12 protein-coding genes and 3 tRNA genes are annotated in these 15,164 nt (G+C 42.1%); all 15 read right to left on the bottom strand.

Annotated elements, in window-relative coordinates:
- Window positions 1-48 precede the first annotated feature (48 nt).
- On the bottom strand, window positions 49-855 hold the full coding sequence (locus JMY09_RS01135) for a PilX N-terminal domain-containing pilus assembly protein (protein ID WP_201621741.1): 807 nt from the start codon (window positions 853-855) through the stop codon (window positions 49-51).
- Complete coding sequence (locus JMY09_RS01130) at window positions 852-1,991, bottom strand: PilW family protein (RefSeq protein ID WP_201621740.1); 1,140 nt, start codon at window positions 1,989-1,991, stop codon at window positions 852-854. Before JMY09_RS01130 ends, JMY09_RS01135 begins: the two co-directional genes overlap by 4 nt.
- A 1-nt stretch (window position 1,992) precedes the next feature.
- Window positions 1,993-2,583 carry a type IV pilus modification protein PilV gene (gene pilV, locus JMY09_RS01125; RefSeq protein WP_201621739.1) on the bottom strand — a complete coding sequence of 197 codons (591 nt, stop codon included), beginning with the start codon at window positions 2,581-2,583 and terminating at the stop codon, window positions 1,993-1,995.
- Window positions 2,583-3,089 carry a pilus assembly FimT family protein gene (locus JMY09_RS01120; protein ID WP_227677094.1) on the bottom strand — a complete coding sequence of 169 codons (507 nt, stop codon included), beginning with the start codon at window positions 3,087-3,089 and terminating at the stop codon, window positions 2,583-2,585. Before JMY09_RS01120 ends, pilV begins: the two co-directional genes overlap by 1 nt.
- 375 nt (window positions 3,090-3,464) lie before the next feature.
- Window positions 3,465-4,289, bottom strand: coding sequence for a ComF family protein (locus JMY09_RS01115; protein WP_227677093.1), 825 nt, complete (start codon window positions 4,287-4,289; stop codon window positions 3,465-3,467).
- A gap of 111 nt (window positions 4,290-4,400) precedes the next feature.
- Window positions 4,401-5,798 (bottom strand): phospholipase A, encoded by a 1,398-nt coding sequence (locus tag JMY09_RS01110; protein ID WP_201621738.1) that lies wholly within the window; start codon window positions 5,796-5,798, stop codon window positions 4,401-4,403.
- 437 nt (window positions 5,799-6,235) lie between these two features.
- Entirely contained in the window at window positions 6,236-8,434 is a 2,199-nt protein-coding gene (locus tag JMY09_RS01105) for a cytochrome c biogenesis protein CcdA (RefSeq protein WP_201621737.1), read from the bottom strand.
- Between the two features lie 162 nt (window positions 8,435-8,596).
- The gene (locus JMY09_RS01100; RefSeq protein WP_201621736.1) at window positions 8,597-9,154 is read right to left on the bottom strand and encodes a protein-disulfide reductase DsbD N-terminal domain-containing protein; all 558 of its coding nucleotides are present in this window, start codon (window positions 9,152-9,154) and stop codon (window positions 8,597-8,599) included.
- A 355-nt stretch (window positions 9,155-9,509) separates the two neighbouring features.
- Window positions 9,510-10,046 (bottom strand): type II secretion system major pseudopilin GspG, encoded by a 537-nt coding sequence (gene gspG / locus JMY09_RS01095; protein WP_320157826.1) that lies wholly within the window; start codon window positions 10,044-10,046, stop codon window positions 9,510-9,512.
- Between the two features lie 603 nt (window positions 10,047-10,649).
- Entirely contained in the window at window positions 10,650-11,852 is a 1,203-nt protein-coding gene (gene gspF / locus JMY09_RS01090; RefSeq protein ID WP_201621735.1) for a type II secretion system inner membrane protein GspF, read from the bottom strand.
- A gap of 166 nt (window positions 11,853-12,018) precedes the next feature.
- Window positions 12,019-13,092, bottom strand: a complete 1,074-nt coding sequence (locus JMY09_RS01085) for a hypothetical protein (protein WP_227677092.1) — start codon at window positions 13,090-13,092, stop codon at window positions 12,019-12,021.
- Window positions 13,093-13,399: 307 nt separating this feature from the next.
- Window positions 13,400-14,335 (bottom strand): AraC family transcriptional regulator, encoded by a 936-nt coding sequence (locus JMY09_RS01080; protein ID WP_201621734.1) that lies wholly within the window; start codon window positions 14,333-14,335, stop codon window positions 13,400-13,402.
- A gap of 301 nt (window positions 14,336-14,636) precedes the next feature.
- A tRNA-His gene (locus JMY09_RS01075) sits at window positions 14,637-14,712 on the bottom strand.
- A 40-nt stretch (window positions 14,713-14,752) separates the two neighbouring features.
- Window positions 14,753-14,829 (bottom strand) — tRNA-Arg (locus tag JMY09_RS01070).
- An 83-nt stretch (window positions 14,830-14,912) separates the two neighbouring features.
- Window positions 14,913-14,989, bottom strand: a tRNA-Pro gene (locus JMY09_RS01065).
- Between the last annotated feature and the right edge of the window lie 175 nt (window positions 14,990-15,164).

Below are 15,164 nucleotides of genomic sequence, written 5' to 3'. Positions count from 1 at the left end.
TGAGGTAACATTGCGCTAGATACTGAAACTGATGCCTTTAATAACCTTTTAGCTTCCAGAGACACACTTAACCCCAACAGGCTGATTGATATAAGTCTGCTGCTGAGTTTGATACGGCACGCTCAATGCAGCCAAACAACTATCTACAGTGTTATTACCGGTACGCAACTGTTTAAAACAGCCAGAAATAGAGGTAGTATTATTACTACTGGGACTACCTAATGGCGCGCTAGATAGCGCTGGTATGACTGAGGTGACATAACCTACAAAGGTAGTACAGCCAATAGCGGCATTTACTCCTGTAGTTGCTGGTTCAACATTGTCGGACGAGGTACCAGATCCTTCTGCAGAAAAAACACCTTGGGTTTCAGATCGTACAAAGGTCATTTGGGTAATGACTCGACCTTCACTGACATAATCATCGCTATCATTAGGGTTGCAATAACCATTATTTTTATTAGTCAGTAAGGCATTGTTTTGATCCATCTCACTAATCTTGAGGATATTAAATAGCTCAGTACTACGCGGTCTAACACAAAAACTAATCTTATGACCCTCGCGCTCGCTACTGGATATATAACCCTTTAAAGTATCGTTTTTTTCGCGGTTATTAGCACTTGAGATACGATCTTCTTTTTCAACTTTTAACAAGGCCGCATCATTAGCCTGAAACAATAGTTTATTCACTTGATCAGCAGTAGCCACTTTAAGATCCGTAGTGCTTTGTCTAACGGCAACTGCTCCTACTATGGTAATTAAAATCAACACTAGCAGTACCACGATCAATACTGCACCAGCTTGAGTATCTAAGCTCGTTGATACTTTAGGAGGGTTTGTAGCCTTAGGATTCATCATAAACCTCCTCTAGCATTACGTAATAAAATGGTGCTTTGGTAAACATTGCGTAAATATGTTGGGCCAGCTGCAGCCGCCGTACTAAGCTCAGCATCTACCTTATCTAAAATTGTGAATCTCAACTGACTATTGGCTTGCGCACTCGCTGTTGGATTATCTGATCGCGCTAACACCCCAATCTGTAAGCTGACAATACGTCTAGTATCAAGCAATGACGCAAGATCCGCTGCTGCAGGAATAGCCACATAAGCAATGTCTAAACTTTCAGGATCCGTAGCAAAATCTCTACTCGATGATATGCCAAGCGTTGCTCTAAAATAATCAACGTTGGGTATAATGATGGTGCCATTTCCGGCTAAATTATTGTTTCTCACTTTAGCAGGCACAGCTGGTGTGGTAGTTACAGCCGGTATAGCGGGTGCCGTATAACGGGCTATATCAATACCTGTTACGCTACCCGCAACAGTCTCATTATAGTCATAGATAGCTGAGGCACAGGCTAGTCCCGGAGCGGCCGGCGTGACGGTATTATCCATTCGTACAAAATAGCGCTCGATTACATAAAACCCTGCCGGTATCGTATCGCCCTCACAGTCAAAAGCATTCCGTCTATCTGATCGATATTGAATCGTTAGTTGATCACTGTTGGCAACCGTAGTACCTTTTAAGTTACTTATACTATTGCCAGACGCATTGCTAGTTAATAAAGCTGCCGGAATAGCGGCATTATTCAATACTAAGCCAGATAAATTACCTTGTAACCAACTGACTGGTATACCAGTAGCAACAGGCGTGGTAAGTACAACCCCTCCCTGTGGCGTCAAGTGATTCATAAAAAACTCATCATAAGCAATCGTGGCTTTGGCGCCGTAGTTAGTACGTCTTAGATGTTGCTGAATTTGAGAAAAACCAAAAATAGCATTGTCTTGAATCTGAGAGCTGGCTTGTTGACGGCGGCTATTAGCTGAGCTGGTATAAAATAGTTGTAACGCCGCAGCAGAGACTAACAAACCTAATACTAGAGCAATCATTAACTCTACTAAGGTGAAGCCTTTTACTTGATAAAAAACAGGCTCTTGAATAGCACTATTATTTTGAGTAGCCGATTGTGGGAGGTTGGGATGCTTTGAATTCATCTCATATCTCCATCATCACGCAAGTAGCTTTAGAATGATAGTGACCACCTACTTGCTCTACCACATCGTCAACATCAATAACTGTTGCCGTTAAACAGTCTGTGTCTTCGTCGCTGCCAACAGTAGCTGTGGTATTACCCCAGGCTGAAATCAAACAGTACGAAAACATAATGTTGCTTGTCACATCAGCACCATTTCCGCCAGTATTCGGGCAAGGATGCATCTGTATTTGGAAATCATAATTTTGTAAATTCGCTTTGATTTTATAGCTTTCAGCTTCTGCAAACTGGACAGGAGTACATAAAGTGGTTACCGCTGCTCCATCTAAGCCACACTGAATACTAGGTGCGGTAACTGTGTCTACGTTATTAATATTAGTCTGATAAGTTTCGATTGCGAAAGGATTGGCGTGAATTTTTTCTGCTATATTGCGCATTATTACTATCGATTGCGAACGCTCAAACGATTCATTAGTTGCTTTTATAGCTTGGCCTTGTAGCGCGCTATACCCTAGTATGGCCACCGCTAATAACAATAGTGCAACCATCACTTCTACTAGTCCTACGCCTGCCTGTGTGTCATCAATCTTCATTAACAGCTCCCAGCATTTATAATGCTAATATTAGCGATTTTATTGACCACCACTTGCTTTGGGGTCTCACTATCGGAGCTATCATCACAGATAGTATAGACAACTTCGGTACTTGCTCCACTTATGAGCTTATTCGGTTGAAAGACAACTTGAGTAACGCTGCTAGGGCTAATAGCCTGACTTACTGTACTTTGACTTTTGACACTATAAGTAGCGATGAGAGTATTATTTCTACCTGTTAAGGCTATGGTGTTTAAGCTAAGGTTATCAACAACCGTAATATCCTGACGGCGAATGATACTTTCAGCCTTAGCCTCTTTTAGAGCGCTCTGTATATTTACTGCCGTCGACTTAACCCGCTGATTGGCTAGCTGAGTACTAAAGCTAGGCGCAGCAATAGTGACAATAATAGCCATCACTGCAATCGTTACCATCAGCTCAATCAGAGTAAACCCAGCATTAGTCGTCTTTTTTCCATCCAACAAGCTATTTATAATTACTTTCACCGCCCTGTCCTATTTACCAACTTATGAATAATTTTTATAACTTATATCAATCGATGCTATTTAATGGTTGTTACTAAAGCGTTAATATTTAACAGTTTGTATTGAAGAATTTATGCCTAAGAGTTGCAATTTTCATTCCAGCATATTTATAAATAACCATAGAGTAGTAATGACTGCTGAAATCGTAAAGCAATTTGCTTAATAAGAGTTATCAGTAATGCTAATAGGAATTGAAATTAACCACTGAACTTTTATAAAAAATACGACAACTGTCCACTATTTAGCATAGCTAAAAACAATGATACGAGTTAACAATGCTACGAGTTAACAGTGCTACGCATAGCAGTGCAAGGTTAGTTACCCTGACTAAAGTAGCTAAAGGGAGTCATTACTGCCATGGGCGATAGCGTAGGCAGTCATGTGGTAGGGAGTGTGAATAGAGGGGTTGTTAATAGAAGGATGCTCAGTAGAGGCATGCTCAGCAGAGTTGGTTATGAGTTGGCGGCTAGAAGGTTGACAGTGTGCATGTAAGGTAGTTGCCAATGCTTGCAAACTAGCACCAGTAGTCGCTATATCGTCAAATAATAATAAACGTTTGACGGTTGGTGACTTAGTGACTGCAAAAGCGTTATCTAAATTACTCAGGCGTTCAGCGCGAGTTAAACCTTGCTGACTAAGCGTACTGTCTGTGCGCTGCACTCCTTTCCATAAGGGAATCTGCCAGTGTTTGGCCAAATATGCTGATAGGATAGTTACTGGGTCGAAACCACGCTTGCGCAAGCGACTGTTAGTAGTAGGCATAGGTACGATGACGCTATTAGCATGATGACAGCCTTTGGGCCGTGGTAACTGCCGTAAAATATGGACTAGGAGAGGTAATTTACTGATATCTTCATAGTGCTTAAAAGCACGAAAAGCAGGACGAATAGGATAGTGGTAGTAAGTAGCTGCCTGAATAGGCAAAGAGATAGCTGGCGCAATATCGACAGCAAAAGAAGGTGGTAGCCAGACTATACTATCTTGACAATGGCTACATAGCAGTCCGCTATTAAGGTAATGAGTTAGGCGGGTTACAGGATTAGTGACAGTCTCAATGGCATTAATTACCAGCCTGCTCGGCTGAATATGGCATAGCTGACAGCGTCTATTAACATATTCTGCTATAGAGACACCTGCTTGATAAGGGGCCATTCTGTGCATAGAAGCTCCTTATCAATTAGGGTGGATGTGGTTATCTGTAGCTAAATAAACAGGTTCAAGCGCAAGCAATTGCTAACTGGCTCAAACCCTGTTTTGTATAAGCGGGTGACTCTAAAACCCTTTCCAGTCGTTAAGTACTATCCCGACACCAACAGCTGTAGTCTCATGGTTATAGTCAATGATCGACTCACCATAACCTTGGAATAACTGCACATAGCCATTGACGTTCTTAGTCAAAGGATAAACGTAATCAATTTGAGCCGCGCCTTTGTTAGTGCTGGTATTATAGCGGAGGGTACCACTTATGCTCTGTTGCTTAGGTAAGTCATACAAGAACTTTACATCGCCATGACCCATAAAATCTTCGATATCAGCATTATCTTCACTAGATTCATCTTCATTTTTTACGCGCGCCCATATTCGTGGCACGATAGAGAACTTGCCCCATTCAGCCCCGCCCATTAGATATATTCGGTTCCAAGAGCGTGATACTGGTTCAGACTTACCGTTTGAGTGATGCATCGCCCCCAGCCCTAACATCCGTAAGCGCCCACCAAAAGGTAGGTTTGCGGTTACAGGCTGAGTGAGGAAAATCTCTGGCTGATAATCAGTGGCTCTAAAAGGGCGTGAGTTATCTTCATTATAAACTTGCCAATGCGAATCTTGGGTATAACCAAACCATAAGTCAGCATTAGTACCAAATAAATCTTCGGCAACTTTGGATTTTAGCGATAACTGAAACTTTAACTCAGTGTTGCGAATGTCATTAGAAGTGAATTCTCCTCCATCTAGTGACGGGCTATTTGGGCTTAGATTAGGCTTAGCCGTATAAAATAGTGGCAACACATAGTTTGGGTTATGGGGACGAATGGTCCAAGTACCGCGCTCGCTGTTTTTATCGAGATCATAAGCCAAACTTAATGGCGTATACTTTTCAAGATCAGTTTGCGTGACCCCAGCATCCTCTAACACTTTAGCTTCATTTTTGGTCAAGCCTACAGTGCTTAATGGCTCGTTATCAGCATCTTGATTGGCCAGTAATCGATCCGTATTCTGCTCATTATCAAGATCCGTATCTACTGTCAATACCACTTGCGGACTACCCGATATCGTGGTCTTGAGGGTTTTTACTAAGTCTAGTGACTGTTTTGTCGCTAGATTAGTTTCGCCTTGATTGGCCACTTTATCGAAACAAGCTAAGCGTGCGCCATCAGTCTGTACTTGCGTGCAGTCAAAGAATAGCTGGGTTTGCTTAGCTACCAATTCTTCACTAGCCGTTTTTTGGCTACTAACAGGCGTACTAGGGGTTTTTAGGCGATTATAGATAACTTTTGGTGCCTTATTATCTTGTTCGACTAACACATCTGATACTGATAATTCGTTATAAGTTTTACTAGTTGCTGCTTGCGCTGAAAACGCAAAACAGCTGAGCGTCACACCAATGGCGATACTTAAATAAGTAGGCAAAAAAGTCACGCTGTGGCGCGGTGAGATAAAATCGGCAGACATAGAGATCCTTTATCTTAACTGGCGGTAGCGCCAACAGATGGTCTAAAAGATAGGAAAAACAGGTGAATTGGAAAATCTTATAACGCAATAGCCGTTAATAAACCAACACTATAGCATGTTGAAATTGTTACTTTATTGTAATGAATATATATCTACTATACTAGCTTTATCACATATTTAATGTGCCAGCCTATAGTGCTTTAGTGGGCAGCATTGCGGTTAGTTATAGTACTAAGTCACTATTAGATCTCAGTGATCCCCTTTGTCTCTAACTCACACAGCCGATTTAATCACTATATTTTGATAGCTAGTGCGCTGTTAGTAGAGAGATAATTATAGTTTAAACTTCATTAGCAAAAATTTGACAAAAAAAGCCAGCAACTATTTTAATAGCGCTGGCTGATTCTTACTTTCACTAGCGAGGTAGTGGTTTTGGCTTATTTATTCAAAGTAGTTAAAGTCTGTTCGAACTCTTCACGGCCTATTTCGCCAACTTGTTTATTCACCAGTTCACCGTCTTTATAATACAGCAACGTCGGCGGACCAAATAGCTTATAACGAGCCAAGATAGCTTTTGAGTCTTCATTGGTATCTGTAATATCTAAGCGCACTAATTGCCAGCCTTGCATCTGTGCTGGACGACTAGTAAACAAATTCTTATCCATAATCCGGCATTCGATACACCATTCAGCAGTGACATCCACTAACACTTTAGCATTAGCAGCAGTGATGACATCCAGCTCTGCTAAGGTAGTAATATTCTTATCAGTAGCATTACTCGCTGCTAGCTCTTGATTGCCTGCTCCACCAGCTGCTTGGATCATCATCGGTGCAGCTCCTAACGATTCTAAGGGGTGTAAACTATCATCGTTACCTAAAGCGGCGCCAATAATTAAAGTTGCCGCCCAAATACCAGCGACTAACCCTAATGCTTGCGTAAGCATCCGGCCTTTGCCCAACCAGCTCCAAGCCCAAGTAGCGACTACCATAAACCAAAGTGCCCAAACTAATAGCATAAATGACGATATAAATACGCGCTCAACTAATAGCAATGCCACCGCAAATAGTAATAAAGAAAAGCCTACTTTGACCCAGTTCATCCACTCGCCAGCTTTAGGCATGATGCTACCTTGAGTCGCCCCAATTAGGATAAGTGGCGCTGATAAACCAAAGCCCAACATAAATAAAGCGGCAAAACCTAGCAGTGGACTACCAATAGTGGAGACCGCCAGTAAGGCACCAAATAGGGGTGCTGATACACAAGGCGATACAACTAGTGCCGATAAAAAGCCAGCAGCTAGACTGCCCCCAGCGCTACCCAATTTACTATCACCAGCTTGGCTTAAGCCTTGCATTTTACTAGTAATGAAACGTGGCAAACGTATAGTAAACACCCCGAGCATATAGAGCGCTAATAATACAAAAATAATAGCAAAGCTAATCAATATTATTGGGTTCTGTAGCCAACCGATGATACCTAGAGACTCACCGAATACCGCAATCACGGCTCCCAAGATACCATAAGCGATAGCGACCCCTACCGCATAGCTAGTAGTCAGTACCACCCCTTTTTTGACCGTTGGATTCTGCTGACGAGCAACGATGTTTGCCACGATAGGTAACATCGGTAGCACACAAGGGGTAAATGCCAAGCCAAGACCAGCTAAAAACAATAACAATAATGCCAACCAAGGGTGGCTTGCTAGTCCAAATGGATCACTTTCTGATAAGCCGTTATTGGCCTCAGTAGCATTAACCTCATCCCCTACTGGACTACTGTCAGCGCCAGACATAGTGCTAGTGTCAGTGTCAGCACCAGAGATAGTACTAGTCTCAGTATCCGCCCCAGAGATACTGTCCGTTGCAGTATCTGCGCCGGAGATAGTACTAGTGTCTGCAGCAGATATAGTTGCAGTATCCGCACCGGAGATGCTAGTGGTGCCTTCAGTATTAGCAGATTCTACAGCATCATCATTTGCAACAACCGCTGGCTCAGCGCTAGCGTTTTTTGCTTGGGAGCTAACAACGGCTGTTACCGCAGCGGCCTTAATAGTATTAACAGGCGCTGATTTTTGTGGGATAGCAGCAATACTAACGGTAGTTTTGATCTTTTCAGGAGGATAACAAAGACCTGCTTTAGCGCAGCCTTGCCAGCCAACAACTACCGCTGCGCTAGTTATACTTTTGCCATTAGTGCTAGTTAAGGTAGTGGTCGCTTCCATATTGGCTTGATCAAATACTGGCACTTTGCCAAAAGTTGGATCATCAATTAATACGGGAGTGCGATTAAAAGTAAAAGGTGCTGCACTCACACCAGCTGGCAGAGTTAACTTCAGCTGATCTCTATAGACATAATGTCCAGGCGTGATAGTGAAATTCACTGCTAAACTTGTGCCTTTAGCTGAGGCTTTGCTGCTACTGGTGACTTTAAAAGCTTGCTCTACTGGCAAGAATTTTGACTGAGTAGCGCTTTTATCATTACTAAACAAATCGCCTAAGCCGGCAGCTTGGCTAGTCGTAGCGCCCATCCCAACCGTTAGTACGCTGCTAGCAATAGCAAAAGCTAATAAATAAGACTTTTTACTAGCAGTAGGCGTTATTGCTACTGATGATGGTTTTGGCGTCTTTCTAGACATGAAGGCTACCTTGTTATTACCGATTAGTACTGATTAATAGTGAAACTGTAGATATTGATACAGGATACTTACTTACAGCTTTTATTGCCAATGATTGCGTAGCTACTAAACTAATAGCTACGCCATTAATAGCGATGTAGATGCTAGTCATTGCGCTAGGTATTATTTACGAGCTGGAGCTATATTTACAGTAGTTTTGATCTTTTCAGGTGGATAACAAAGACCTGCTTTGGCACAGCCTTGCCAGCCAATCACTAGGGCAGCATTTTTTATAGGCTTGCCATTAGTAGAAGTCAAAGTAGTAGTCGCCACCATGTTTCTTTGAGTGAATACTGGTACTTTACCAAAAGTTGGATCATTGATGGATACGGGCGACTGACTAAACTTAAAAGGCGTAGCACGCACACCCTTAGGAAAAGTTAAGGTCAAACGGTCTTTATAGACGTAGTGGCCAGGAGTAATGTCAAAGTTAATAGACAATACCGTACCTTGAGTGCTGGCTTTATTACTACTAACGACTTGAAAAGCTTTATCAACAGGAAGAAACTTCGACTGTGAAGCACTTTGGTCATTACCAAATAAATCACTCAAACCAGCAGCTTGCGTAGTCATAGTGGTAGCGCTTAATCCGGCTACTAGAGAAATACTAGTCAAGGCCAACAGCAAGATAGAAGATTTTTTGCTGCTTGCGGTTTTGGGTATTGATTTTTGTGTGAACATGGAGGGCTACCTTTTATTGCTGATGTTTATAGCGGTTTATAGTTAGATATGGTTTATAAAAATTTATTGCGCTATAGCGTATATGGGTTAGAACTGTGGTTTTAGTTTTATAATCATGAGGGCGATTGTTACTGATTCAACTGTAGGTTATATAAACCCTGTCATTGCTAAACGCTTCGGTAAGAATCTTATTAAACCCACTGTACTAAAACGCTCATAAAAAATATCAACCAATAACTCGTTACTGGTTGATATTAGGCGTCTGTCTATCAAGCTATGAGTTAGTAGTTATTGACTCTCAATTGATAGCAAGCAGCGATAGCTATCTGGCTGGCTGGGTATCTATAGTTTATAACTATAACTGAGCATGGATATCAGCATCTAGGCCTTCACCGCCTTGCTGATTATCGCCTCCCAAAGAGAACAAGTCATAAGGCTTACCCTCAGCACCAGGAGCCACATACTGCATTTCATTCTCCCAACCATCGGTTGGATAACCGCCTTTGATATAACCGCCTTCAGGGTAGTTCTTAGCATCTGCTGGCGGTGTAGTTAGCGCATCCAAGCCTTGGGCTGTAGTTGGGTAGAGGGAGTTGTCCACTTTGTACATGTCTAGAGCGTTAGAGACAGTAGCTAGCGCCGTTTCCGTGGTTTTGACTCGTGCCTTGTCGCTTTGTCCTACCACTTTTGGTACTACTAAGCCTGCCAAGATAGCCAAAATAACAATAACTACCATAATCTCAATCAGGGTAAATCCTGACTGCTGGCGATGAGTAGGTAAAATTATAGTGCTAGTTTTATTTATAATTTTTAGCTGAGTATTGTCTATAGCCTGTTGCTCAAAACAGCTTGCTTGGCTTGGCTTACATTGGCTTTGCTTAAATATAGTCATCACTGATGTCGTCACTCTTGTAGTAGTTCATACTGAAATAAATAATTAGACCTTAGTCACTATAGACCATGGTTTTAAATTTATCTACCTTTGTTCTCTACCTCTGACAGCTATTATTGATACCTTATTGGTCTTTAATGCTATCAGTGATTACTCATTACTAAAACCACAGCTATACATGACAACAACCTGACATTGGCCACTATAAACCAATGAATTGGCTAGTAATAGTAAAAACCCTTATCAAGCATCAATCTAATACAGTAAGTAAAGCTTAAGAAACCTAAAGCTAAATTAAGTAAAACATCTGTAATAGAAAGTATAGGAATGCCGTCGCTGCTCAGTACTAGATACAGGCTTACTGCTGGGTGCTATTTATCTAGATTTTGCCTGCACATCCCTATTGAACAGCCGTCAAAGCTATCGATGCTATTTGGGACTTTAGCGGTAAATATCCGCTATATAGAGGAGTGAGTCTAAAGGGGTGGTTAATGAGGATTAATTATACAAGGGTTATAGGCCAGCTATAATCTTTAGAAGATATTGGCTGATTTGACTGGGCCATTTTCGCTATTGAGTCAACTTAGTGCGCCGTAGTAGGTATCAGCCTGCTAAGTCATTCATATTAACGATAGGTAGCATGACGGCCATGACGATAATCATTACTACTACCCCCATCAGCACTAACATTAGCGGCTCTAGTAAGGATAATAAAGTACTAATAAAATTCGTGGCTTCAGCTTCTTGCATGTTTGCCGCTCGACTAAGCATGTTTTCAAGCTCGCCTGAGTTTTCGCCACTTTTGATCATCTGTACCATCATCGGTGGAAAATAACTGGATTTTTCCAATTGGCTGGATAAGCTTGCCCCTTCAGTAACCCGATCAGCGGCGGTAATGATATTGCGTTGAATATGTAAGTTAGTAGTAACAGCCGCACCAATGTGTAGTGCTTCGATTAGCGGTACGCCTGAGCGCACTAATATCGCCAGAGTACTAGCGAAACGCGCCGCATTAAGACCTTTAGATAAACGTGCCAATATCGGCAATCTGAGGACTAAGCTATCTAAGGTTAGCTTGCCTGCTTGCGTCTGCGCAAAACGATAGAATAATAAGCTAATACTGGCTAAAACTATCAGCATTAACCACCACCATTGAGTGATTAAGTTAGACAAGGACAGCACGATTTGAGTGATTAATGGTAGCGCTTGCTCAGATTGCTCAAATACTTTGACTATTTTGGGGACTACAAAGCTCATCAAACCCATAATCACCGCCAAAGCCATAACCATCAAGACGATAGGATAAACCATAGCACCTTGGATCTTCTTTTGCAGTGCAAAGCGGTTTTCGGTGTAATCTGCCAGCTGATTAAGGATCAGATCAAGGTGTCCAGATTTCTCCCCAGCAGCAATAGTAGCAATGTATAGCGGTGGGAAACTGGCGGCTTGTTGTAAGGATCGAGCTAAACTCAAGCCCTCTAGTACATGCGCACGCACCGCTAGCATCAAAGACTTAATATGGGTCTTGGGGGATTGTTTGGCGACAGCAGCGAGGGTTTCTTCTAGGGGAATGCCGGCCGCAAGTAGGACTGATAATTGACGGGTCAGTAGTGCCAGCTCATAAGCAGAAGGTTTCTTATAGCGGCTTTTATGTTTACTGTGCTTATCATTGACAGCGCTAACATCGACTGGGGTCCACTGCTTATCACGTAGCTGCTGACGTATTTGTCGCGCAGAATCACCCTCAAGCAAGCCTTTTTGAACGGCTCCTTGATCATCAAGGGCCTTATAATGATAAGCAGGCATAGCTTTGATTATCCTAAAGCAAGTGGGCAAAAGACGGTAGCGATTAGCTCTTTTATACCTAGCGCTCAACCGTTTGTAGATAAATCGTCAGTTCATAATTAGTTAATAGGTAGATTGCCATTAAATAGTCAAACGGCAACTGGCGCTTTAGAAGCAAAACTTATAGTCAAAAAAGAGGCGTCGGATCACTGCTCTCAGGCATTACTCCTTGCAATAATAAAACATCTAAGTGCTGCTGTTGTAGTTTTTTATCAAAATCATTAACCTCAGCGATCAACATTCTTTCAATACGCTTATCAGAAGCATAAACACTTAACCTGGCACAGATAACCGCCAGCTGATAAATACGTTTTTTGCAGTAGCCATCAAGTCCTTGAAGTAAGCGCACCATATAAGGAGTGTCAAGGCTAGCATAATCAAAATCCAGTACCACATGCTCGCCAAGTGCAGTCACCCCATAATTGATGGACAGATGAGCACAGAAATAACAGCTGAATAAATAGCCGACCACATGACCAATATAATAGCCACGATCATAAGTAAAGCTACTAACGCCAAAATGACTGAGCACGTAACTGTTAAGACTAGCTAAGTCGGCTATCGGCTTCAAGTGTTTGAGCTTGCCAACAGTAGGCATACTTAGAGGATTGTGCCCATCTTGCGCCGTCAATTGCCAGCCTGCGGGCTGTTGAGCGGGCATATGACGCACTATATCAGCGATGATGTCATCCACTACATGCAGCTGCTGCCACAAACGCTCGATGGCATCGATATCGATAAGCCCACGTTTATCTAGCTGCTGTGCTAGTAAATATTGCTGATATTCTACAAATTGCGTTTTTAGATTTTGGACTAGATAAGTTGGCCGACTACTAGCAGAGGCTTGATACAATAACCGAGTACGCTGATGCTGGCGATGATAAAGCGCTAAACGCTGCTCAGCGACCGTTAATTCGATAGTATCTTTGTTAATCTCAGCATCAACTAAAGTGACAGCAGCGGCACTATTAATAGCAGCGCTCACATCCGTATTAACATTAGCACTAAACGCTTCAGGCAAAGTGAACAACGCTAACAGCTCAGCTTTATTCAATACTGCTGACGCTAAGCTCAGCGAATCGTGTTGCGTAGTAGTCAAGTCTGCACAGCCAAGCCCCTCTACGATAATGTCGGCAGTTGCGGCCTCATTGCTATTGGTAAGCGCTACTTTGGCGCTGCTCTTCAAAATGGGTCGAGTCATAACTTACTATCACCAGTCAAAAATGTAGATTGTCTAAATAGCGATCATACAATATATATGAGTGAATTAACTGCTCTATAGTACCTTAACTGACTTAGCTTGTCAGCTGTGCTACTAGCAAAGACTCAGCCAGCAGCAATTGCTTTAACAGCGACAAAAAAATAGCGTTAAGGCTTAAAAAACACCTTAACGCTATGGCTTTAGTAGCTTGCCTCAATAGTCAAAGCTACTGACTAAGAGCCATTGATCCGTGTAAATAAAATAGAACTACTAGGCCGTGTTGAACCTTCGATCACCGCATCGATCCTTAGGAGATTAGCTTTTGGCGATACTTCTGACGATAAGCTTTTGGCGAAACCCCATAAACGCGTTTGAATGCTTGGCTAAAAGTTGAGTCTGAAGCGTAACCTACTAACTCACTAATCCGGCTAATGCTGTTCTGTTGCAAGCGTAAATAGCGTGCTGCTAGCCGTAGTCGGTAATCAATCAAGTAAGTCAGTGGCGGCATGCCCACTACGTCCTTAAATCTTTGCGCAAAGCTCGATCGTGACATGCCAGCGACTTCCGCAAGCCTATGAATAGTCCAATTGTTATTAGGCGCATCATGCATCGCTGCTAGTGCTTTGGCCAGATAGGGATCTTTCATGGCTTGTAACCAGCTGTCTGTAGCCTCAGGCAAGCTCTCTATATAAGTGCGTAAACATTCAATCATCATAATACTAGCCCAATGATTGATCACCGCTGTCTTGCCCATACGCTGATGCTCAGACTCTAAGGCTAATAGCTTAACCTCTACATCCATAACGCCGAAGCGACCATCTGATTTGACCCCTAGCTCTGGCAACATAGAGGGTAATACTGATAATAAAGGACGAATCATTTGTTTATCGTACTGGCATTCAATCAATATTAAGCAAGCATTGTTATCATCGCCACTATTAAGTTGCAGGATATCACTGTCATCAATAGTCAGTAAGTCATCTAAAGGTTTGGCGTTATCGCCATTGTGATGTGACGCATAACTCACGTGCTGAGTGGCGTTAGAAATCATAATCGTATCACCAGTATTCGCTTGTCGTACTTCATTGCCTATATCAATACAGAAGCTACCAGATAGTACTAAATAAAACATAATAGTGTCTTTTCTAGAAAAAGAATAAGACCAATCACCACAACCATTTAAACGGTGATATTTTGTTTCAATCAAATGCACTTCTTGTAGTAATACACTCAGTGCGTCCATAACCTACTTCCTTAATGGTGTCTTGACTGATTAGTCAACCATAGCAAAATAAACTACTCAATAGCCATCATACAAGGTAAATCGCTTATTTTGGACTTTAAGTAAGAATATAAGTACGCTGCATATCGGTTAAATTTAGAGGGGTAAATATAGCAAGGTTTGATAAATGAGGCTGATGACCAATACTTTAAATATACTGGCAACTGAGAGTAGAGGGAGCAACTAAAAACGCAGACGAAAAAAAATGCCAAAAGAGGCAAATGGTGTTTTATAAATTCAATGAACTATACAGAATAAAATATGGGGCGACTGATGGGACTCGAACCCACGACAACCGAGATCACAACCCGGGGCTCTACCAACTGAGCTACAACCGCCATAACTGTTGCCAATAATAGGCAATATTTTCAGGCTAAATGGTGCGCCTGGCAGGATTCGAACCTGCGGCCACCTCCTTAGAAGGGAGATGCTCTATCCAGCTGAGCTACAGGCGCTCTTAAGGGCTTTTTACCTATCTAGGCTTATAAACAACTAAACCTTTATACATAAAAAAAGCCTGTAAGGCTCTTAAAATAGATGGTCGGAGTGATAGGATTCGAACCTACGACCCTCTGGTCCCAAACCAGATGCGCTACCAAACTGCGCCACACTCCGATGTTCTCTATTACCTCGATAAAACGATTGTATTAACTGGTTAATAGTGCTGCTAACTGGTTAACGTTCCTCGCTATCGAGGTGCACATATTAAGGGCTTATGGCCTCCCTGTCAACACCTATTTTCAATTATTTTAAAATAAAAGCTATTTTTTTATTAAAACCGCAATTCTAT

Origin of the sequence: Psychrobacter urativorans, assembly GCF_904846695.1 — a bacterium.
In the GTDB taxonomy this organism is placed as follows: Bacteria; Pseudomonadota; Gammaproteobacteria; order Pseudomonadales; family Moraxellaceae; genus Psychrobacter; species Psychrobacter urativorans.
The sequence above is the reverse complement of the archived record's forward strand: the minus strand, read 5'-3'. Positions and strand labels throughout refer to the sequence as shown.